At 34.4% G+C, this 22,857-nt stretch carries 22 protein-coding genes; 17 read left to right on the forward strand and 5 right to left on the reverse strand.

What is annotated here, in order from left to right; all coding sequences use genetic code 11:
- Positions 1 to 3: 3 nt before the first annotated feature.
- The 11 genes from AC4BBX_RS13415 (at position 4) to AC4BBX_RS13465 (ending at position 12,645) form a co-directional block, all read left to right on the forward strand.
- Positions 4 to 627 carry a sugar O-acetyltransferase gene (locus AC4BBX_RS13415; RefSeq protein WP_490454312.1) on the forward strand — a complete coding sequence of 208 codons (624 nt, stop codon included), beginning with the start codon at positions 4 to 6 and terminating at the stop codon, positions 625 to 627.
- Between the two features lie 19 nt (positions 628 to 646).
- Positions 647 to 1,642 (forward strand): ROK family protein, encoded by a 996-nt coding sequence (locus AC4BBX_RS13420; RefSeq protein ID WP_490454313.1) that lies wholly within the window; start codon positions 647 to 649, stop codon positions 1,640 to 1,642.
- A 132-nt stretch (positions 1,643 to 1,774) separates the two neighbouring features.
- Positions 1,775 to 2,233, forward strand: a complete 459-nt coding sequence (locus AC4BBX_RS13425) for an AAA family ATPase (protein WP_490454314.1) — start codon at positions 1,775 to 1,777, stop codon at positions 2,231 to 2,233.
- Between the two features lie 48 nt (positions 2,234 to 2,281).
- Positions 2,282 to 3,700, forward strand: coding sequence for a transglutaminase-like domain-containing protein (locus AC4BBX_RS13430; protein WP_490454315.1), 1,419 nt, complete (start codon positions 2,282 to 2,284; stop codon positions 3,698 to 3,700).
- Between the two features lie 581 nt (positions 3,701 to 4,281).
- The gene (locus tag AC4BBX_RS13435; RefSeq protein ID WP_490454316.1) at positions 4,282 to 5,511 is read left to right on the forward strand and encodes an MFS transporter; all 1,230 of its coding nucleotides are present in this window, start codon (positions 4,282 to 4,284) and stop codon (positions 5,509 to 5,511) included.
- 209 nt (positions 5,512 to 5,720) lie between these two features.
- On the forward strand, positions 5,721 to 6,908 hold the full coding sequence (gene tuf, locus AC4BBX_RS13440; protein ID WP_490454317.1) for an elongation factor Tu: 1,188 nt from the start codon (positions 5,721 to 5,723) through the stop codon (positions 6,906 to 6,908).
- Between the two features lie 206 nt (positions 6,909 to 7,114).
- Positions 7,115 to 7,531, forward strand: a complete 417-nt coding sequence (locus AC4BBX_RS13445; protein WP_490455820.1) for a YbaK/EbsC family protein — start codon at positions 7,115 to 7,117, stop codon at positions 7,529 to 7,531.
- A 452-nt stretch (positions 7,532 to 7,983) separates the two neighbouring features.
- Positions 7,984 to 9,045, forward strand: coding sequence for an ABC transporter substrate-binding protein (locus AC4BBX_RS13450; RefSeq protein ID WP_490454318.1), 1,062 nt, complete (start codon positions 7,984 to 7,986; stop codon positions 9,043 to 9,045).
- Between the two features lie 47 nt (positions 9,046 to 9,092).
- On the forward strand, positions 9,093 to 10,718 hold the full coding sequence (locus tag AC4BBX_RS13455) for an ABC transporter permease (protein WP_490454319.1): 1,626 nt from the start codon (positions 9,093 to 9,095) through the stop codon (positions 10,716 to 10,718).
- Positions 10,715 to 11,770 carry an ABC transporter ATP-binding protein gene (locus AC4BBX_RS13460; protein ID WP_490454320.1) on the forward strand — a complete coding sequence of 352 codons (1,056 nt, stop codon included), beginning with the start codon at positions 10,715 to 10,717 and terminating at the stop codon, positions 11,768 to 11,770. Before AC4BBX_RS13455 ends, AC4BBX_RS13460 begins: the two co-directional genes overlap by 4 nt.
- Positions 11,767 to 12,645: a metallophosphoesterase family protein gene (locus AC4BBX_RS13465; RefSeq protein ID WP_490454321.1), complete on the forward strand. Its 879-nt coding sequence runs from the start codon at positions 11,767 to 11,769 to the stop codon at positions 12,643 to 12,645. The genes AC4BBX_RS13460 and AC4BBX_RS13465 overlap by 4 nt, the downstream gene beginning before the upstream one ends.
- A gap of 68 nt (positions 12,646 to 12,713) precedes the next feature.
- On the opposite strand, the gene AC4BBX_RS13470 is transcribed toward AC4BBX_RS13465, so the two are convergent.
- Positions 12,714 to 13,103, reverse strand: a complete 390-nt coding sequence (locus AC4BBX_RS13470) for a DUF1622 domain-containing protein (protein ID WP_490454322.1) — start codon at positions 13,101 to 13,103, stop codon at positions 12,714 to 12,716.
- Positions 13,104 to 13,363: 260 nt separating this feature from the next.
- On the opposite strand from AC4BBX_RS13470, the gene AC4BBX_RS13475 reads away from it, so the two are divergent.
- Positions 13,364 to 14,119 carry a MerR family transcriptional regulator gene (locus tag AC4BBX_RS13475; RefSeq protein ID WP_490455821.1) on the forward strand — a complete coding sequence of 252 codons (756 nt, stop codon included), beginning with the start codon at positions 13,364 to 13,366 and terminating at the stop codon, positions 14,117 to 14,119.
- 95 nt (positions 14,120 to 14,214) lie between these two features.
- Here AC4BBX_RS13475 and ald read toward each other — a convergent pair whose 3' ends face one another.
- The 3 genes from ald to AC4BBX_RS13490 all read right to left on the reverse strand — a co-directional run bounded on the left by ald (position 14,215) and on the right by AC4BBX_RS13490 (position 18,181).
- Positions 14,215 to 15,327, reverse strand: a complete 1,113-nt coding sequence (gene ald, locus AC4BBX_RS13480; RefSeq protein ID WP_490454323.1) for an alanine dehydrogenase — start codon at positions 15,325 to 15,327, stop codon at positions 14,215 to 14,217.
- Positions 15,328 to 15,419: 92 nt separating this feature from the next.
- Positions 15,420 to 16,136: a C39 family peptidase gene (locus AC4BBX_RS13485; protein ID WP_490454324.1), complete on the reverse strand. Its 717-nt coding sequence runs from the start codon at positions 16,134 to 16,136 to the stop codon at positions 15,420 to 15,422.
- Between the two features lie 113 nt (positions 16,137 to 16,249).
- Entirely contained in the window at positions 16,250 to 18,181 is a 1,932-nt protein-coding gene (locus AC4BBX_RS13490) for an ABC-F family ATP-binding cassette domain-containing protein (RefSeq protein ID WP_490454325.1), read from the reverse strand.
- Between the two features lie 374 nt (positions 18,182 to 18,555).
- On the opposite strand from AC4BBX_RS13490, the gene AC4BBX_RS13495 reads away from it, so the two are divergent.
- The 5 genes from AC4BBX_RS13495 (at position 18,556) to AC4BBX_RS13515 (ending at position 21,489) form a co-directional block, all read left to right on the forward strand.
- Positions 18,556 to 19,206 carry a redox-sensing transcriptional repressor Rex gene (locus tag AC4BBX_RS13495; RefSeq protein ID WP_490454326.1) on the forward strand — a complete coding sequence of 217 codons (651 nt, stop codon included), beginning with the start codon at positions 18,556 to 18,558 and terminating at the stop codon, positions 19,204 to 19,206.
- Between the two features lie 399 nt (positions 19,207 to 19,605).
- On the forward strand, positions 19,606 to 19,872 hold the full coding sequence (locus AC4BBX_RS13500; RefSeq protein WP_490454327.1) for an IreB family regulatory phosphoprotein: 267 nt from the start codon (positions 19,606 to 19,608) through the stop codon (positions 19,870 to 19,872).
- Positions 19,872 to 20,303 (forward strand): Holliday junction resolvase RuvX, encoded by a 432-nt coding sequence (gene ruvX, locus AC4BBX_RS13505; RefSeq protein ID WP_490454328.1) that lies wholly within the window; start codon positions 19,872 to 19,874, stop codon positions 20,301 to 20,303. The genes AC4BBX_RS13500 and ruvX overlap by 1 nt, the downstream gene beginning before the upstream one ends.
- A 23-nt stretch (positions 20,304 to 20,326) precedes the next feature.
- Entirely contained in the window at positions 20,327 to 20,641 is a 315-nt protein-coding gene (locus AC4BBX_RS13510; RefSeq protein WP_490454329.1) for a DUF1292 domain-containing protein, read from the forward strand.
- Between the two features lie 188 nt (positions 20,642 to 20,829).
- Entirely contained in the window at positions 20,830 to 21,489 is a 660-nt protein-coding gene (locus AC4BBX_RS13515) for a hypothetical protein (RefSeq protein ID WP_490454330.1), read from the forward strand.
- Between the two features lie 129 nt (positions 21,490 to 21,618).
- On the opposite strand, the gene AC4BBX_RS13520 is transcribed toward AC4BBX_RS13515, so the two are convergent.
- Positions 21,619 to 22,119, reverse strand: a complete 501-nt coding sequence (locus AC4BBX_RS13520) for a hypothetical protein (protein WP_490454331.1) — start codon at positions 22,117 to 22,119, stop codon at positions 21,619 to 21,621.
- Between the last annotated feature and the right edge of the window lie 738 nt (positions 22,120 to 22,857).

Genomic DNA, 22,857 nt, shown 5'->3' on the forward strand with positions numbered 1-22,857 from the left:
TAAATGAGAAATCAATTTGAACGTATGATTGCAGGAGAATTATATATTGCACATGATCCAATTTTAGGAGAAAAATTTACAAAGTGTCAAACCTTGTTATTTGAGTACAATCAAACTCGATTTGATCAACAAGAAAGAAGAGCTGAGATTTGCAAAGAATTATTTGATTCTGTCGGAGACAATGTGACAATTATTCCACCACTAAGAAGTGACTATGGGTCAAATATTAAAATTGGCAATAACTTTTTTGCTAATTACGATTGTATTCTTTTAGATGTTGCTCCGATTGAAATTGGCAACAATGTTATATTTGGACCGAGAGTTGGCGTGTATACTGCGGGACATCCTCTTGATGCAGAAGTGAGAGATACTGGGCTAGAATTTGGTACGCCAGTTAAAATTGGTAATAGTGTTTGGATTGGCGCAAATGCTGTGATTAATCCTGGAGTAACAATTGGGAATAAAGTAGTAATTGGTTCTGGTTCAGTCGTGACCAAAGATATTCCTGATAATGTGATTACGGTAGGAAATCCTTGTCGAGTGTTACGTGAAATATCAGTAGAAGATAAAAAAGTTTGGAAAGAGTTGCAAGAAAACTATGAAAAAGAATATGGCATTTCTTTATAGCCGACAGGAGTGAAGTGAAATGGAAGCCCATAAACCAAAACATGTAAAAAATCATAATTTAGATTTATTGAGACAGTTGTTTAGTCAAGGGGCTAGTTATTCCTCCAAAGAATTATCTGATCAAACTGGATTAAGTGTTGTCAGTATCAATAAGTTGTTAAATGAATTAATAACTAAGGGAGAAATTCTGGCTAATGATGAGGCAGTAGTCACTGGAGGTAGACGCGCTGCTGTCTACAAGTACAACTCAAATTTCAAACAAATGATGATTTTACAATTTATTGAATCAGAAGAAGTTATTATTGGGAGATTATTCATCAGTAATATCTTTGGAGAAATCATCAGTGAAAGAAAGTTAACTGCTCAGGAATTAGTTTTTGAAGCATTGAAAAAAGTTATTCATGAGGTTTTAGAAGAATTTCCAACGGTTTGTCTTTTGGTTTTCGGGATACCAGGAGTTGAGCTTGACGGAAGATTACAGATTATGGATTTTGAGCCGCTATATAATTTGAACTTTCGACAACTGATTCAGGATGAATTTTCTTTAGAGGTAATTATCGAAAATGATATTAATGCAGCTACACTAAACAACAGTTTGAAAGAAAACGACAGCGGAATTTTTGTCTCAATCTATTATCCTGAAAATTATCCTCCAGGGGCAGGAATCGTTATTAATAGGAAAATATTTCACGGTAGACATGGTTTAAGTGGAGAAATAAAACATTTACCCTTAGAGAATCAAGAAATCTTTCCAAAAAACGAGGCTGTTTTAGAAAAGCAAATCAAAGAAGTCTTACAAACGGTGATTAGTATGTATGATCCAACGCAAATTGTTTTATATAGCAATTATTTCGTATTCTCAGAAGAAAAACTTGAAGAAATTCGAGCTGATTTGAGAACAATTTTTCCTTACTTTGATTTACCGGCAATTTCTTTAAAAGATACTTTCCAAAAAGACTATTTTACTGGTTTAATCCATTTAGGTTTAGAACAATTGATGACGATTCCTGTGTAAATTAGCAATCAATCCCATGTTCAAAACGACTTAACTCTTCCGAGAGTGACCTCTTATGTGTATAATAATGATATCTGCATGAGAAAATAATTATAAAAATTAACGTATTATGAGAATGAGGCGCATGAAATAGTGAAAGTACTACTAACAGGTATGTCTGGCGTTGGCAAATCAACCATCCTTGATTATCTAAAATTAGATGGGTATCAAACAATTGATTTAGACTATGATGAATGGATTAATTATGATGATGTGATGAATGATTATGTGTTGGATACCAAAAGAATGATTACCTATTTGGAACAAAATAATCACAGAAATGTATTCTTGGCAGGGACAACAAGCAATCAAAAAGAAATCTATTCATATTTAGATTATGTGATTGTTCTTACTGCACCGATTAAAATAATGAAAGATAGAATACAAACGAGAGATAATTCTTTTGGAAAATCTGAAGCAGAGTGGAACAAAATCAAGAGTGATAAAGAACTCTTTGAACCTTTGATCATTCAAAGTAGCGACTTTACTATTTCCACAGATAAAGCCATCTCCGAGGTATTGAGTGAACTTTACCATCTGATAGGCTTTTAGCGTGATTAATTTGAATATGCAGCAATGATAGAGAAAGTAGGGGAATAAATGGAACCTTTTGAATTAAATGAAATTGCTTATCAATCAGTCCCACTTCCGGAAGATATTCAACGGGCGAAGGACTTTGGAGATTTTGAGTTATCCAGAAAATTGATTGAAAATAAATTGAACAAACCACAAACGAGTGAGACGTTAAAAAAACGTTTGACGATCGAAAAAATGATTCTTGAAGTGCTTGAAAATGCGCAACAGTATCCGTTTAATGAGGCAGAGGCGGCACAATTGATGAAAGAAGCTTTTGCTGATTTTGATCCACAGGAACTATTGGATATTGTTTCTTCAGCAGATGTTGAATGGATTTATCAACAGGGAGAAAGATGTTATCATCGTCGTTTTATCGAAAATCTTGTTAAAACTCGTCATGATTATTATGAACGTTATCTTTTTGAAGAAGGCAATACGATTGATAATGAACGCCAGACGGAGCTAGATGATAATATTATTGAAATGAAACAAGCGACAAAACGCAAAGCTCGTATTCGCTTAAAGCAATCAATTGCTCCTAAGGAGTCACTAACTAGTGAGGAGGGACCATTTTTAGTCCATTTACCTTTGCCACGAGATAATGGCTTTATCCAAAACTCACAGGTTCTTGATACGAAAGGAAATGTAGCGAAAATCGATGCAGAAGAAGTCATTCAACGAACAATTGCTTTTCAAACGGATGATGCAGAAGATTTATTTTTTGAAGTAACTCACGAATATGAAATTGAAGCGGTCTATCACGACTTATTTGCCTTAATGGAAGATAAAAACTTTCCAAAAGCTTTAAGCAAGGAAGAAAAAATGAAATGGCAAGCTGAACTACAAGAAAAAAGTCCCCATATCCTGTTTACGCCTTTTCTTGAAAGCCTGTTGTCTGAAATCATTTCTAGCGAGATGACTTTAGTAGAAAAAGCTTTTCACATTTATCAGTTTGTGACAACACAGATCAATTATTCATTTATGCGAGAGTATTGCACAATTCCAAACATCAGTGAATATTGTGCTGTGAATCAAAAAGGGGACTGTGGTGTTCAAGCTATCCTGTTTATTACGCTTTGCCGAATGTCTGGAATCCCTGCTAAATGGGAGTCAGGATTGTACATTTCGGAATATACCCAAGGGAATCATGATTGGGCAAAATTTAATCTACCACAAGTTGGCTGGCTATATGCAGATGTATCCTTTGGCGGCAGTGCTTACCGTGGCGGTAATGAAATACGCTGGAAATATTACTTTGGCAACTTAGACATTTTTAGAATGCCTGCTAATGATAATATTCAAATTCCTTTTACGATTGAAAAGAAACAGCTAAGAAATGATCCAATTGATAATCAACGAGGAGAATTTGAAACTGCTGAGCGTGGTTTTCGTGCCAATGAACTATTACTTAACATGACATTACTTGATTTTGAGATTTTGTAAACAGATAGCGATGAAAAAAAGTGATTAATCAGAACAAACGAAGAAAGTTTCTTGTCGTGTATCAGCCGCTGCAGAGATTCTTGAGAGAGAGTCAGAGTAGGCTGATACAACAAGGGGAATCATTCATAGTTATCTTTCTAATCCATTCGATACACTGTACAACGAAATCTGCTTTTGTCGACCGTGTGAAGCTTCCAAGCTCCAAGACTACAGGATTTGAGCGGTTCCGGGCTGACCTTAGCAAGCCTTTCTCGCAGTGAAGCGTCAAATCTGCCGTAAATATTAACCAACAAGGATTTTTTATTTTCATAGTCAATAAGTTATTGACAAACAACCAAAACTTCTCTAAACTAATAACAGTTTAAAATTCTTTAACCGTGTACTGTGATGCATGGAAGAATGTTATAGGTGTAAGAGTACCACACGGAAATCGGTGTGGGGATTTTTAGAGAAGTCTTACAATACATTCTTTTTTGCAATCAGCAGACATCGTACTTGCTGATTTTTTTTGTAGTCAAAATACGTAAGAGTTTTTACAAATTAATAAAGTGTGACGAGAGCACACATTAAGGAGAAAATAAATGAATAACTTAAGTACAAACGACAAGAAAGCACTATTTGCTTCAATTTTTGCCTCTGGATTGGATGACTTGAATGTCATGTTTCTATCATTTACACTAGGTTCGATTATTTCACACTTGGGCTTAACTGGTGTAGCAGGCGGTTGGATTTCAACAATCACCAACTTAGGAATGCTAGCAGGGGGCCTTGTATTTGGGGTATTAGCCGATCGTTACAATAAATTTAAAGTCTTTAAATTAACGATTCTTGTTTTCTCTATTGCAACTGGAATGATTTTCTTTACCGAAAGTATTGGTTATCTTTATTTAATGCGTTTCATTGCTGGAATTGGTGTTGGTGGACAATATGGAGTAGCCATTTCAATTATGGGTGGGATTGTACCAGCTAACAAATTAGGTCGCGTGAGTTCTTTAAATGGGATTATGGGACAAGTCGGTTCGATTGGTTCAGCCATGTTGGCTAGCTTAATTGCTCCGTATTTTGGTTGGAAAGGTTTGTTCTTGTTTGGACTATTACCAATCTTGTTTGTCATTTGGATGCATTTTGCAATTGATGAAGACAATATCACTGATCGTGGTGCTCATCAAACAACCAATGATAAAAAAGAAAGAGCAAGTATTTCAGAATTATTCGCAAATAAAAAATTAGCTCATCAAACAATCGCTTTAATGGTTATGACTACGGTTCAAATTGCTGGTTATTTTGGTTTGATGAACTGGTTACCAACAATGATGCAACGTTCACTAGATATCGAAGCAAGTTCAAATATCTGGATGGTTTCTACTATCTTAGGTATGTGCGTGGGGATGCTTGTATTTGGAAATATTCTTGATTATTTTGGTCCACGTTTGGCGTATGGTATTTTCTTAATTTGCTCAATGTTATCTGTTTACTTCTTTACTTATGTAAACTCTATGACAAGCTTATTAATTGGTGGAGCTATCATGGGATTCTTTGTAAATGGGATGTTTTCAGGGTATGGAGCTATTTGTACACGTTTGTATCCACATCATATTCGTACGATTGCGAATAATACTATTTTAAATGTTGGTCGTGCCGTGGGTGGTTTTTCATCAGTTGTTATTGGTTTCATTTTGGATAATTCTGGTGTATCACAAGTGATGATGTTTATTGCTAGTTTATATATCATTAGTTTCCTAGCAATGATTAGCATTCCAGCTTTACGTAAAAAAGACTATGCAGCAACAGGTTTACTGTCAGCTAAATAATTCAAAGAAAGATCAGATGCTTAAAGCAAACTGGTCTTTTTTTTATACTAATTTTGCATTACCAATTAATAGTGAGCATTCTTTTTGACTTTGACCAATTTTGACGTATAATTCTAATTAGTTGATACTTATTTTAAGTAAGTGTTGATGATTTCTTGAAAGAAGAAATCGAAATTTATTTCCACTATATGAAATAGGAGGTTTGTAAAATGGCAAAACAACATTATGAAAGAAGTAAACCACATGTTAACATTGGTACAATTGGACACGTAGATCATGGTAAAACCACATTAACAGCTGCAATCACAACGGTATTAGGAAAAAAAGGCCTAGCAAACCCGCAAGATTACGCTAACATTGATGCAGCGCCAGAAGAACGTGAACGTGGAATTACTATCAATACTGCCCATGTGGAGTACGAAACAGAAAAACGACATTATGCTCATATTGATGCTCCAGGACATGCGGATTACGTTAAAAATATGATTACAGGAGCGGCACAAATGGATGGGGCAATCCTAGTTGTTTCAGCAACAGATGGTCCAATGCCTCAAACACGGGAACATATTTTGTTATCTCGCCAAGTAGGTGTAAAACATTTGATTGTTTTCTTAAATAAAATTGACTTAGTTGATGATGAAGAATTAATTGATTTGGTTGAAATGGAAGTCAGAGAGCTATTGAGTGAATATGATTTTCCTGGTGAAGATATTCCAGTGATTAAAGGCTCAGCATTAAAAGCACTTAATGGAGATTCAGAAGCTGAACAAGCGATTGAATTATTGATGGATACTGTAGATGAAGCCATTCCAACTCCTGAAAGAGATACAGAAAAACCATTCTTATTACCAATTGAAGATGTCTTTTCTATTACAGGACGTGGAACAGTGGCTTCTGGTAGAATTGATCGTGGAGCGGTTCGTGTAGGTGAGGAAGTAGAAATCATCGGTATTAAAAACGAAACGAAAAAAGCGATTGTTACAGGAATTGAAATGTTCCGTAAAACTTTGGATTATGGAGAAGCAGGGGATAATGTAGGCTTGTTGTTACGAGGGATCACTCGGGACGAAATTGAACGTGGACAAGTTTTGGCAAAACCAGGTTCTATTACTCCTCATACTAAATTTAAAGCAGAAATTTATGTTTTAACTAAAGAAGAAGGCGGTCGTCACACCCCATTTTTCAACAATTACCGCCCTCAATTTTATTTCCGGACGACTGATATGACTGGAGAAATTCAACTATCAGAAGGCACTGAAATGGTCATGCCGGGTGATAATGTAACGATTGATGTTGAATTAATTCATCCAATTGCGGTGGAACAAGGAACAACTTTTTCAATCCGTGAAGGTGGAAGAACAGTTGGTTCTGGTATTGTAACAGCAATCGAAAAATAAAAATATGAAACGATTGAAAGTCAGATGAATGTTATCGACTGTCAATCGTTTTTTTTTAATTTAAAAAAGCGATTTGACATTTTTAGCAAGTCGTAGTTAAGTAGTAAATAAATATTTATTAGAAATTAAGTGTTCAAAAATGGAGGGATTAGATGTCATTAGCATCAGTAAAAAGTTATTTTTCCAAATTAGGATTAGAAAACTGAATTAAAATTTTGCATGAATCAAGTGCCACTGTTGAAGAAGCGGCGTCAGCCTTAAATTGTCTACCTGAAAACATTGCAAAAACCATGTCATTTTCTTTGGAAAATAAAAATATTTTGATTGTCATGGCAGGAGATACAAAAGTCGACAATAAAAAGTACAAAGCAATTTTCGGAAAGCGAGCGAAAATGATTCCTAGAGAGCTTGTGGAAGAATCTGTAGGGCATTTACCAGGAGGAGTCTGTCCTTTTGCGATTAAGGATGAGGTGGATGTCTATTTAGATGAATCCCTAAAAAGATTTAGCTTAGTTTACCCTGCGGCAGGGGACGATCATAGCGCAGTAGAATTGACACCGAATGAACTAGAGAAATACTCTTATGTAAAAGAATGGGTAGATGTGGGCAAAGGCTGGGAGTAGTAAGAATTCTGATTTTGATTTGAATGTGGAAGTCCATCAAAAACTCAGACCTAATTCCATTTAAAAATGGCAAAAATAGGTGAACTATTCGAAATTCATTTAGACAATATACATTTGAGTAATGAAGTATTTAAATTAACCCCAGAGTTTTTATCTTAAAAAATAAGTGATTGATTTATTAAAAAAGTTCTTCACGGTTAGCATTAGTAACTTATCTGCCTATTCTCAATTTTGAGGATAGGTTTTTTACGTTAAAAAGTACAATTTTTTCAAGGATGAATAGCTTTATATTGTAGTTTCTTTTTACCTCATCTCACTTGTCTTACTCAGTTTACACATTTATTACATAGATTAACCAAAATCTTACAGAAAGTTAACGGTCTATTGACGATGGCAGTATAGAATAAACACAGTTCCAAAAAATATTAAAATGTTCTAGGAGGACGTTTAAAGTGAAAAAAATTCATCGTTTTTTTGCATTTAGTTTATTACTAGGAGCATTAACTGCATGTGGTTCTAATCCAACGACATCAAATAATAGCTCTGTCAATGAGGATACATCCGAAGCACAAGAAACTGTCGTAGAAACAGATTCTGGCGCTTTCACCCTATATACTTCGCAACCAGAAGAAGATGTAGCTAAATTAGTAGCATCATTTAATGAAGAATATCCAGAGATTCAAGTAGATGTTTTTCGTTCAGGTACGGAAGAAGTTATCTCAAAAGTGTTAGCAGAAAAGCAATCTGGTAATATTCAAGCAGACGCTTTATTGGTTTCTGACAGTTTTACTTTTGAAGGTTTAGCTTCTGAAGATATTCTTCAAGCCTATGAGTCACCAGAGCTAGCTGAAATTCCTGATGACTATATTGATGATGAGAATCTTTATACAGGAACAAAATTAATTGTTACTGGGATTGCGGTTAATACTGATTTAGTAGATCCTTCATTAATTGCTAGCTTTGCAGATTTAACTAAAGAAGAGCTAAAAGATCAAGTGATTATTCCAAGTCCACTTTATTCTGGTGCAGCTTCTTTAAATCTTTCTATTCAACTACAACAAGACAATATTGGTTGGGAATTTTATGAAGGCTTAAAAGCCAACAATGTTTTCGTTGGACAAGGAAATGGAACTGTTAGAGATGGTTTATTAAATGGTGCTCAAGGCGCAGGTGTTTTAGTTGATTATATGGCAAATCGTGCAAAAAATGATGGTGCGCCACTTGAATTTATTTATCCTGAAGAAGGAGCTTTGTATGTAACTGAACCAATCGGAATTGTTAAAGATGCAAGCAATGCTTCACTTGCTGAAAAATTTGTTGACTTTGTTTTATCAGATAAAGGGCAACAAGTAGCTTCAGATATGGGTTACACGCCAGTTCGTCAAGGTATAACAGCACCAGAAGGTTTACGAGGCGTCGATGAAATTTCTCCAATTCCATTTGATGAAGCAAAAGTTCTAGAAACACGTGATGCAGATAAAGAAGCATTTGCTGAGTTATTTGGTCAAAACTAACAAGAAAGGTTTATGATGTCATGTCAAAAGGAATAAAGAGAATCCAAATGCTCCTCTTTCTTTTGATTGGTTTATTTGTCTTCATTTTGCCTTTACTAACTTTGTTCAAAATGGCGTTTGAAACTGAGGGCGGTTATAGCCTTCAGAATTTCAGCGCTGTTTTGCATTCTAACCGGGCAATTGCAGCCATTAAGAATACGTTAATTATTGCTATTTCTTCTACCTTAGTATCAGCAGTTGTCGGTGGAGTTTTAGCAGTTCTTGTCGCTTATACCAATATCAAAATGAAACGAGCGATTGAAACATTAGTCATTTTACCTTATGTAATTCCAGGTTATGTTGTTACTTTATCTTGGACTTCCTTGTTTTCCGGAAACGGACCAGTTAATCAATTTCTTATGGGATTATCCTTGCCAAGAATCAATATGTATTCCATGGGAGGAATTATTTTTGTCATGGGAATTAGTAATGCTGCATTAGTTTATTTAAACTTAGTAGATATTTTACGGAAAATTCCTCGTGAACAAGAATGGGCATCCTTAATTTCTGGTTATAGTCTAGGTGTTACTTTGAAAAATATTAACTTAAAAAGTTTGCTGTCACCGATTATTAGTGGGATCGTATTAGCTTTTTTAAGTTCGATTGATAATTTTGCGATTCCGATTACTTTAGGATCTTCTTCCGGGATTCATGTATTAAGTACGTTTATTTACGAAAAAGCAATCGGTTTTGGTCCAACGAGCTTTAATGAAGCGGCAGTATTAGCTCTTGTTTTAGCAGGTTTATCTATTTCAACCTTACTGATTCAAGCTTGGGTCTTACGTAGAGTAAAATCCCTAGATTCTGTGCCGGCGAATTTTGAGTCTCGTATTGAATGGTCCAGTGGGATAAGAAAAGTTGTTCAAACCATGGTAGTTGTTTTACTAGTTGCCGTGAATATTATTCCACTTATTTTTATGTTATTGTCGTCTTTACATTCGGGTTTTGTGCGTTCTATATTTGATATTTCCCATATGAGTTTAGATAATTATCAATTTATTTTAAATACACCGAGCATGTACAAAGGTTTCATTACTAGTTTTACAATCACTTTTTTAGCGATTTTTATTTGTATCTTGTTAGGTGTCTGGGTAATGTATTACAAAAATCGGATTAACAAACGAGGAACCGTATTGATTGAGTTAGGTGCTTCATTAACTTACTCAGTACCAGGGATTGTGCTAGCTTTAAGTATGATTTTTTACTGGAATCAAGTGCCAAATGTTTATGGTACCTTACGAATTCTATTAATTGCTTATGTTACTAGATACGCTACTTTGTTGATGCGTGGTAGTAATACAGCATTTCTAGCAGTAGATCAGGATTTAGAAGAAGCAGCTATGATTGCAGGATCAAGTGGTTTTGAAAAATGGCGTAAAATTTTGATTCCAATGATTAGACAACAGTTATTCGCGAGCTCCTTTTTAATGTTTGTCGGAGCCTTTACAGAATTGACGCTGTCTTCATTATTAGCTGCAGCAGGCTCCAAGACAATCGGACTAACAATTTTTAATTTGCAAACAAGCGGAGACAATAGCATTGCCCAAGCATATTCGGTGCTCGTTACTTTGTTTATTTTAGTTATTTTAAGCATTCGAGCAGTCATTGAAAAAAGAGGTGTTCAACAAAAATGAGTCAATTAAAAATAGATCAGCTTACCAAACAATATCAAACTACTACTGCTTTAGACAAGATTGACTTAGAGGTAAATCAAAATGAATTTATTGCGATATTAGGTCCCTCTGGTTGTGGAAAAACGACCCTTTTAAGAAGTGTCGCAGGATTTGTCGAACCTACTTCAGGAAAGATTGAGTTTGACCAACAAACTTTTTATCAAGAAAATCGCCAAATACCAGTCAATGAAAGGGAATTAGGTATGGTTTTTCAACAATTTGCCTTGTGGCCACATATGACGGTCTATGAGCATTTAATTTATCCTTTAAATAGTAGCAAACATAAAAAATTGCTTTCTAAAGAAGAAAAACAAGAACGAGTAACCGAAGCTTTAGAATTAGTCGAGTTGACTACTTTTAAAAATCGTTATCCTCATGAACTTTCTGGTGGACAAAAACAACGAGTAGCATTAGCCAGAGCGATGGTTGCTAGACCAAAACTATTACTAATGGATGAACCTTTAAGTGCTTTAGATGCGCATTTAAAAGAAACGATGATTAGAGAAATCAAGAAAATTCATCAAGCGACTGGTGCGACCATTTTATATGTCACTCATGATCAGAAAGAAGCTATGGCGTTAGCCGACCGAATTATTGTGATGAATCAAGGGAAGATTGAACAGTTTGATACGCCTTACAATTTATATCATTATCCAGCTAGTGAGTTTGTCGCAGAATTTGTTGGTAAAGCGCAATTGATTAATGGTACATGGGAAAAAGGTGAATTTTATCCCCTTCAAAGTAAAGGTAAGTTTTATTGGTCTGGGGATAAAATTCATTCAAACTTTGTCAAAGCGACTAGTTACCCAGTTCATCCTGAGGACTTTGTTTTGGTTTCAGAGAATGGTTTATTAGCAACAATTGTTGATCGTCAATTCTTAGGTCGAGAAATACAATACACAGTTACACTAACTAATGGTCAAGAAATTGTGGTCATTTCACAAAATTCTCAAGTAATGGATGTGGGAGGAGAAGTCCTGATTAATAAAAAAGGGCATCAAAAAGTAGGATGAAACTAACATTTAATCAAGAAGAACCCTTTCGTATTTTACAATTTACTGATTTACATTTACGAGAACTTCCTTTTGATGAGAAGGACTTACAAACCTTACAAATGATTGAATCACTGATCCACAAAGAACAGCCTGACTTAGTCATTTTTACAGGCGATATGGTGTGGGGCACGATTATTGAAAATCCTTTGGCAACTTTCGAAGAGTTTTTAAATTTTTGTAATTTGTTAGAGGTACCGATTGCACTTACCTATGGCAATCATGATACCAATCACGCCAGTGTTAATCGTGCGCTTTTTCGAATGAATGAACAAAAATTAGTCAATCAAGTCAACAAATCTCATCGAATTATTTTTAATCATCGCGAAAATTATGTCATCGAACTGTATGATAAAAAGGGTATGGAAATTCAACAAGTGTTATTTGTATTGGATTCGGGAGAATATCTAAACAATCAAATCAGTCGCTATGAATGGATGCTACCAGAACAAGTTGAATGGTTAAGAAAGACCATGCTATTCTATCGACAAGAATATCGGGTAAAACAATCTTTGGTTTTCCAACATATTCCTGTCCATGAGTATATGGATGCCTATCAATTCAATCATCCTGAAAATGGTGTGATAGAAGGGTTTCGTGTAGATAGTCCAGGATTGAATACCGGCTTATTTGCTACGTTATTATTAGATGAGTCAATCAAAGGATTGATTGTTGGACATAACCACAACAATAATTTTCAGACCAATTATTTAGGTTTGGAATTAATCTTTGGTCAAGTATCTGGTTATGGTGCTGATGCTAACATTCAGCGGGGAGCTAGACTGATTGAACTCAGTAAAAATACTTTTCAAAGCAAAATTATTTATGATGAATGATAAGACAAAATCCGAATGAACAAGAGCTGTGAGTATTACTCACATACTATTGTTCATTCGGATTTTTTTTATAAATCTTTTTTCTTTCTCAAAGCGCCGCCTTCGAGATACACTTTAATTTCTTCATGTAGGAAGTGAGAAATAACGGTTCGAATCACGACCAAGGAGGCTAATTTGACAATATCTTGGAAGGTGGGATTGATAATCGATTCAATAATATCTGCAGCAATCAGTACTTCTAGACTCAATAAGATGTAACTGCCTAAAAAACTTTTGATAATGTTGATTCTACTTGCAGTTTTGAGTCGGCTTCGATGTTTTGTTTCAGAACGCACGAAATCAATTGCCGATAACAAAACGCCCCAAATCAAGATTAAGATTGATAAGACATTTAACAAAACAACAACAATTTCAAAAATAGGTGCCAAATACAACATCAATTGCTGGGATAAGTGCATCGTTTTTCTCCTTTATCAATTCGTTATCCTAAGCATACAGAATTTTTAATCGATTGAAAAGCTCGAAATGATTATTCTGATAAGTTTTTTACGGCAACGATTAAATTTTAGTACGTAGCTACTTTATAAAAAATCATAGTTTATTAAATTATTTTCTTGACCTTTACGTTACGTCAAGGTTTATGATAAGTTTGTTGGTAAGTTAGTTTTTAAAAAAATTTACAAGAAATTTAGGATAATTGTAAGAACGAGAGGGAGTCATTATGGAATATACAGTCAAAAAATTTGCTCATTTATCGGGAGTTAGTGCACGAACTTTAAGATATTATGATGAAATTAATTTGTTAACACCTGCTCGTGTGAATTCTTCGGGTTATCGAATTTACGGTCAAAAAGAGGTAGATCGCTTACAACAGATTTTACTTTATCGTAAGTTAGATATGAAATTGGAAGAGATAAAAGAAATTCTAGATAATCCTGATTTTAACGTTGAAGGGGCATTAGCTGAGCATCAAGAGAAACTTTTATTAAGAAGAAAAGAAATTGATAACTTACTGACCACTGTTCAACAGACTCTGAAACATTATAAAGGAGAGATTCAAATGTCAGATAAAGAAAAATTTGAAGCATTAAAAATGGAAAAAATAGCTAAAAATGAAGCGCAGTATGGAGAAGAAATTCGGGAAAAATACGGAGAAAAAACGATTGAACAATCGAATCAAAAATTTCTCAATCTAACGGAAGAAAAATTGCAAGATATGGCAACTACCGAGTCAGTCTTGTTTGAAAAAATTGAAGAGTACCTAAAAGATGCCAACGTTGATTCTGATTTAGGTAAAGAAATTTTCGAGCTTCATAAAAAGTGGTTAAGCTTTACTTGGGGATTTTATTCAAGAGAAGCACACAAAGGTTTGGGTTTAATGTATGTAGGAGACGAGCGTTTTAAAGCTTATTATGACGAAAAATACCAAGGTACTGCCGAAGCATTAAATGACGTGATTCAATATTATGCGTAGTAATATAAGTGATTGTCTATAAAATACCTTAACAAAAGAGAGTTGTCCCTAGAATTAGGAATCGCTCTCTTTTATTTGGATATAGTTGTTATAGTTTAAAATAATTCTTTTAATTCTGTATGAGGCAGATCTAAATCAGTTGCTACAGCTGAATGAACCATATGTCCTTGATAAGTATTTACACCTCTGTATAAATCAGCTTCTATTTGTAAAACTTCTGCAAGTGGTGCAGAGGCTAGTTTTTTAGCAAAGGCCAAAGTTGCATTACTTAAAGCATGGGTAGCCGTTTGAGCAACGGCCCCAGGCATATTTGCCACAGCATAGTGAGTGACTCCTTCTTCTACATAGACAGGATCATCATGGGTTGTAGTTTTTGAACCGGTTTCAAAAATACCGCCTTGATCAATCGCAATATCGACAATCACTGAGTAATCAGGCATATTTTTAACCATCTCTCTAGTAACTAACGTAGGCGCTTTTCGTCCAGGAAGTAAAACTGCACCAATCACTAAGTCAGCTGTTTCTAATTGTTGGGCAATGTTAAATGAGTTAGACAACAGTGTTTGAATGTTGCCATTAAATTGAGCATCCAATTCTTTTAAACGATTAATATTTACATCTAGAATGGTTACATTTGCTCCAAGTCCATATGCGATATGTGCAGCATTGGTTCCAGCTACGCCACCACCTATAACGACGACATTTCCTTTACGAACACCAGGAACACCGGCTAACAAGATGCCTTTTCCGCCTTTAGGACTTTCTAAAAATTCTGCACCAATTTGTGAAGCCATTCTACCAGCAATTTCACTCATTGGAGCAAGTAGAGGTAACGTACCATTTGTAAGTTGCACATTTTCATAGGCAACGGTGTTAACTTTGTTTTTTAACAAAGCTTCTGCTACGGGTTTGTTTGCCGCTAAATGTAAGTAAGTAAATAGCAACAAGTTTTCTCGGAAATATTGATACTCTTCTTCTAAAGGTTCTTTGACTTTCATAACCATGTCAGCTGCCCAAACTTCTGCTGCTGAATCAACAACTGTTGCACCGACTGCAACATAATCTTCATCTGCAATCGCTGACCCAAAGCCAGCATTCGTTTCAACCATAACCTGATGACCATCTTGAACTAACTCGTATACTCCAGCGGGTGGTAGTGCGACACGATTTTCGTTGTTCTTGATTTCTTTTGGTATGCCGATTTTCATAAAAATCCCTCCATTTTTGGTATACATTAAGTATAAAGTAAAAATATCTTGATTACAAATTCACATGGAGTAGTACAAAAAAACTGCCAGCTTTAATAAGCGGCAGCCCAGTAATTTTGAATTTGATCTGTCAAATATGTTTTATCATAATATATTTTGTAATGGGATTTTTCTGGTGTATCTAAAGGATCTAACAGACGAAGATGACCGTCATTATCTAATGCGAGAACTGCAAAATGTTCTTTCTCAGAAAATGTCCCTGGTTTAAATGAAACAATAACGGGTTCACGACTTTCCAATGATTGTTTGGCTTTGTCAAAGTTATTACCAAAACTTGTTAAAGGATAACCAAATTCCTCTGTCATTTGTTTTAAATATTTCCATTGAAAATCGAAATTTCTGTTAAATAGTTCTCTATAAGAATAGGTATAAGGCTCAAGGTAATCATAATCGTAGTCATACCAGTCTTCCCAGAAACGACGATACATTTCAACAGCAGCAACTCCGCTGCCATATTCTTCCATAGTTAATCCATATGTATCATTTACAAAATCGTCCTTCCAACGTTCATCCGATTGGAGAAGTAAAGGTATGTTTATGCCGTCTGCTTCTAATTGTTCTGTTCCTCGATAAGCCAATTCTGTTTGCGGTCCTTCTTCGTAATTATGTTCTTCCTCAAAATAGTAGACATCTTCAAGATAAGTTGCATTAGATTGCTGATAATTATGAGTACTGATACCTATAAAACCAAGTATGATCAAAATAATTCCTAAAAAAATTGCTAATCCATTTCTTTGAGTGTAGCGCATGAAATTTCCCTCCTTATATCATAGTCATTTTTATCCTTACTTTAATTAAAACAAAAAAGTTAAAAAATACATCGGACTTTAGAATGAGATATTCGTTAAGCCCGATGTATCAATTAATTTAAATTTTCTAATTCTAAACTTAGCTGTTCCCATTGGTCCATCAAAGTTAGCTGTTCTGCTTGCGCAACTTCACTTTCTTGATTTAGCTCGTTTAGTTTCAAATGATCATTCAGCACTTCTGGTTGTGTCATTTCCAATTCCAGTGCTTCAATTTTTTGGTCTAACTCCGCTAATTGTTCTTCAATGGCTTCCACTTGACGTTGTAGGTTTCTAAGAACTCGTTGTTGTTCTTTGCTTTGCTGGAAGTTTTGTTTTCCTGTTGAAACAGTCACAACTTCTTCTTTTTCTTCTAACAAAGCGGCTAGTTCTTCTTCTTCCTGTTTTTTTTCAAGATAATAATCGTAATCACCTAAATATAGCTTGCTACCATCTTCTGAGAGTTCGATGACTTTATTTGCAATTCGATTGATGAAATAGCGGTCATGGGAAACAAAGAAAAGGGTCCCTTCATAATCGATGAGAGCATTTTCCAGCACTTCTTTGTTGTCAATATCCAAATGGTTGGTTGGTTCATCAAGAATTAGAAAGTTTTCTTGATTCATCGCTAATTTTGCTAAAGCAACACGGGCTTTTTCGCCACCACTTAATAAGGTAATGGTTTTTTCAACATCTTCACCAGAAAAAAGGAAGCCACCTAGAGTATTCCGGATTTCTACTTCTGGTGTAGTTGGATGTTCACTCCACAATTCTTGAAGGATTGTCTTATTCTGATGCAAGTTTGTTTGACCTTGATCGTAATAACCAACCGAAACATTTGTACCTAAACGAAGGTCCCCCTTGATAAAAGGAAGCTCTCCAATAATAGATTTCAGTAAAGTTGATTTTCCAATTCCGTTCGGTCCAACTAAGGCAATTGCGTCTTTTCTACGAATGTCTAAATCAATTGGTTGAGACAAAACTTCTTCTGTAGAATAACCAATGGCAGCTTCTTCAACTTGTAGAACAATATTTCCAGAAGGTTTAGCAATATCAAAGAGGAAGTGGGCCGATTTTTCATCGCCTTGGGGACGATCTAAGCGATCCATTTTCTCTAATTGTTTGCGACGACTTTGCGCACGTTTGGTAGTTGAAGCTCTTACCAGATTACGGGAGACAAAATCTTCTAGTTTGTTAATCTCTGTTTGTTGTTTTTCATATGCTTTCCAATCACTAGCTAATTGTTCTGCTTTTAAATCTAGATAACGACTGTAATTTCCTTTGTAATGTCGCATTTTTTGACGGCTGATTTCATAAATTTCAGTGACAACCTTATCTAAGAAATAACGGTCATGGGAAACAATTAATAAGGCCCCTGAGTAACTTTGTAAATACCCCTCTAACCAAGCCAAAGTTTCAATATCCAAGTGGTTTGTTGGTTCATCCAAAATTAAAATGTCTGGACTTTGCAATAGCATTTTCGCCAAAGCTAAACGTGTTTTTTGACCACCAGAAAGTGTGGCAATCGGTTGAGTATAAAAGGATTCATCGAATTTAAATCCATGTAAAACAGATCTGATTTCATTTTCATAACTGTAACCATTTTGTTCAGAAAAATCATGTTGTAGTCGATCGTATTCTTTTAAAATACTTTGATATTCTTTTGTTTGAGGATCACTTTCGCTTATTTGAACTTCTAATTGATGCATACGTTGCTCCATTTTTCGTACAATGGAAAAAGCATCAAGCATTTCTTCCCAAACAGTTGCATCAGAAACTAAGCCGGTATCTTGCGCAAGATAACCAAGCGTTGCGGTTTTGTTTTTTGCTATTTGACCGGCATCTGGAGTTTCAACACCAGCAATTATTTTTAGTAAAGTTGATTTGCCAGCACCGTTACGACCAACTAGTCCAATTCTAGCTCGAGTGCTGATATCTAAATGGATATTTTCAAAAAGAACCTCTGCACCAAAAAGACGGGCGATTTGGTTCGCTTGTAATAAAATCATATTTTCCTCACTTCTCATTTCATTAAAGACAAATTCATCATTAGTCTATCATATTTTAGGAGACTTAGCGAGATAACAAAAGCAAAGATTGTTAGAACATTGACAAGAAAATTTGTTTCATTTTAACTCTCAAAAAGTGTTGATTTTTCTCATTTAAATAAATAAGATTATCAAAAAAATATTTAGACAGGTTGTCCGTTGGTAGAAGGTTTCTGAATGGTAGTTTGAAGCTTTTTGAATAGTTTATTTCAGAGTTACTCAAGGGGAGTAATAAAAAATGAATTTTGTGAGCAATCAAATTGCTTTTTTCTGTTTATTTTTGATATGATACTCAATGTAATAGTGAAAATTTCACAAACGGAGGGTTAACAATAGTGAAAGAAAATCAAATTCCAAAGGCAACAGCAAAACGTTTGCCATTATATTATCGCTATTTGCGAATTTTAAATAACGCAGGAAAGAAAAAAGTTTCTTCAACAGAACTGAGTGAAGCAGTTCAAGTAGATAGCGCAACAATCCGCCGTGATTTCTCTTATTTTGGAGAATTAGGAAAACGTGGCTATGGCTATGATGTAGAAGATTTAATGCAATTTTTTGCAAAAACATTAAATGATGATCAAATGACCAATGTGGCTTTAGTCGGTGTTGGTAATTTGGGAAGTGCTTTATTGAAGTATAAATTCCATCAAAGCAACAGCATTCGTGTGAGTGCCGCATTTGATGTCAATCCAGATATTGTTGGTCGAATTGTTGATGGGATTCCTGTATATCCTATGACGGATATGAAAGAACAAATTGCTATTCAACAAATTGATATTGCTATTTTAACTGTACCTGCACAACGCTCACAAGATGTCGTAAATGATTTAGTAGCAGCAGGAATTAAAGGTATTTTGAATTTTACACCAGCTAGAATTACGGCACCAACTGACGTGTTAGTTCAAAATGTTGATTTGACGAATGAGTTACAAACGTTAATTTATTTCTTACATTCAGGATCAGAACCAGTAGAAACAGAAGAATAAAATTAGTTAACAATTAAAAATATCTGAACAATAGAGGTCAATTGATCTCTATTGTTCAGATATTTTATTTTGAGTTAACAATCGGCTAAAAATAGCCGATAGATTGATTATCAAAAAAATATTTCTAATGTTAAGAGTAAAAAACTTTCGAAAAAAAATAATTTTTGCGTAGTTAAGAATGGATATTAAAAACCAATCCTATTCATCTAGTTGAAAAGTCATTTTTTGAGTAAGAAATCAAATTTAAAGGAAAAAGGAATGAATTTTTCACAGAAAGCTCATAAAATTAGGATAAAGTAGTTATAATAAATAAAGTATTTGTTTGTAGTTTTGATGTATGTTTAGTACAATGTATAAGGAGAACATGCAAACTTATATGAAGAAAGAGGTGTCGTATTAATGGGTTTTACAGATGAAACAGTACGTTTTGACTTTGATGATAGTCGAAAGAAAGAAGTAAGCGAAACGTTAGCGATTGTCTATAGCGCATTAGAAGAAAAAGGGTACAATCCTATTAATCAAATTGTCGGTTATTTACTTTCTGGGGACCCTGCCTACATTCCTCGTTATCAAGACGCTCGTAATTTGATTCGTCGTCATGAACGCGATGAGATTTTAGAAGTATTAATCCGATTTTACTTGGAAAACCACGGAGTCGACTTGTAATGAGAATTATGGGATTGGACGTTGGTTCACGAACAGTAGGTATAGCTGTCAGTGACCCCATGGGTTGGACTGCTCAAGGTGTGGAAATTATCCGCATTAATGAGGATAAAGAAGAATTTGGATTTGATCGTTTAAAAGAACTCGTTGATCAATACGAAGTAGAAAAATTTGTTGTGGGCTTACCAAAAAATATGAATAATTCAATTGGTCCAAGAGCAGAGGCTTCGATGTCTTATGGTAAAAAAATAGAAGAATTGTATGATATCCCTGTGGTGTATCAAGATGAACGATTAACAACTGTACAAGCAGAGCGTATGCTTGTTGAACAAGCGAATACTTCTCGTGCAAAACGTAAAAAAGTTATCGATAAAGTAGCTGCAGTTATGATCCTACAAAATTATTTGGATGCATCAGGAAACAGTTTATTTTAATTAATCAGAAAAGAGGAAACAAAATGTCAGAACATACACATGACCACAACCACGATCATGATCACGAAGGACATGAACATATTACCCTAGTGGATGATCAAGGAAATGAAACACTTTATGAAATCTTATTAACAATCGACGGACAAGAAGAATTTGGCCGTAACTACGTATTGTTATATCCAACTGGAATTCCAGAAGATGAAGAAGTTGATCTACAAGCTTATGCATATGTAGAAAACGAAGATGGAACTGAAGGTAATTTAGAGCAAATCGAAACAGACAAAGAATGGGATATGATTGAAGAAGTTTTCAATACATTCATGTCTGAAGAAGAATAATCTTTGAAATATAACCGAGAAGCCTTAATTCATTAAGGTTTCTTTTTTTACTTTTGAATATCTTAATCAATAGAGACGATAAGTCTGCCTTCTTTTCATTTTTTTACTCTCTATGTTACGATTAATATGTAAGGGGATTCTTTTTGACCCTGCAAATATCAATGAGAGAATAGAAAGAAGGAGAGTTTATGAAAAAACTAGGTATTTTGATCGTGTCACTTATTGCATTAACGGCTTGTTCTCAAAACGAAAATCAATCAGAAGAATCGACATCAGATAGCAGCTTTTCCCACTCTTCGACAGTAACTTCTGAGACCAGTTCAGATTTGTCTACAACTGAAAGTGAAACTGCTTCAGAAGAATTTCCATTTGTTGTAGATTTGAATGATTTAGGTTTTTCTCTTGATTCTGATGGGCCACAACAGGATAGAACTGTTCAATTTATCAGTGAAGGAATGAATGTGCCACCAGCTATCGAATTACTTCAAACCGCTAACTCACCAGATTTAGTCTTGCATATTATGGGATATGAAGATGGAATGGAGGGTCCACTAGTGGAGGAAGCAAGTTTTACGGTTCAGGTGACTGAAATTCCAACAAAAGAAATCGCTATTTTTAGTGCAAATTCAATTAGTGACGAACCTAAACGAACAGTAGAAGTAAATACACAGTTAGATATTTTGCTAACTGAACAGACAGATTCGTCACGAGAACAAATATCACCAGATCAAATGTATCTTTTTTATAACGATCAGGGAACAATTTCTTTAATTACCAGAAACTTTGCTGGTAATGTTGGACCAGAAGATGCAGAGACAATGATGGAATATGTTCAAGGTGAACATTAAATATAGTTTGTGAAAAAAATCCTCTATGAAATCCGTTTTAAACATGGATTTCATAGGTGATTCTTATATTTTTTAAATAGCCAATCACTAAAAGTCTATCTTAAAGATAAAAGGGAAGTGATTCAAAAATTAGAGTTCATGAACATTGCCTAAACTTCCATCAATATCAATGTAATATTTTTTAATATCATAAGGATCACGATAAACATTGACTTGGTCATTTAAGTAAGGCGTCGGATCGTATCTTAGAATAGGACTTTTAAGAATATACGTTTCACCATTATTGTCAACATAAGAACAAGTTAGATATAACTTATGTTCATAATTAATTCGAATATTGGAATAGGCTACATTCAAATTATCACAAATAATCAAGTTACCTGTGTCCATTAAATATTGAGCACTTCTCTTTCTTCTAGAGTGATGGAGAAGAATGCCTAGACCAACAGAAATCAAGATTAGTCCTGGCAGTCCAAAAGAAAGAAGAAACACAAATTGAAATCCGCCGTCTTGTTCAATAATTGATCCAAAGGGAATAGCAAAAACCGAAAGCAATCCGAAAATACTTCCCATGCCCATTAACAGATAACCAACCCATGTAAAATTATAATAAATCGTCTTTTTCCTCATTCATACTCCTCCTAAACAATGATAGAATTCAAAAGAAAATAGTTAAAACGGGAATTTTCATATGATTTTCTAAGATACTTAATTATAACATGATAAAAATTAAGAAACACTGATGAACCCTTTTCTCAAAATATAGAGAATACTTTTTAAAAGTATTCAATTTTCAACTAATATAGATATATTAAGTGAAAATATCCTGAAAATAATGTTTTATCAGTTCATAATAAAATTAAATTAAAATTAGATTTTGGTAATTTGTTTTGTTGAACAAATTTAGTTGAATTTTAAAGAACCAATCGTTTACATAAATAACGTAAAAATAGCTATTGTTTTTTTTATTGTATAGTCAAATTTTGATACTAACGCAAGTCCGTTGAACATCCGAAAAAAAAAAATCCGAATGATTGGGTAACAATGACGCATTAGTGAATTTTAGTTTCATAATAAATGAAAATGACTAACTATCTATAGTAGTGGATGATTTTTTGAAGGCTGGACCTATTCAACAAAATAGGTTGCTGTAGACAGTATCAAGATGGATGATTATATACGTCAAAATGTTGAGCCCTACCACGGAGCAACTTCAAGGGTAATGGAGATAAAAAATGAATATTCAAAAATTGATGAAAATTGGTTGTCTAAACATTTTCGAGTGGCTATGTATTTGTCAATTTTTGCTTTTTTAGTCGAATCACTTTTAAGTTTTAATATTTTTAGAACCAATTTAATTACCACTTC

The sequence above is a fragment of the Enterococcus sp. AMC1157 genome (assembly GCF_058216555.1).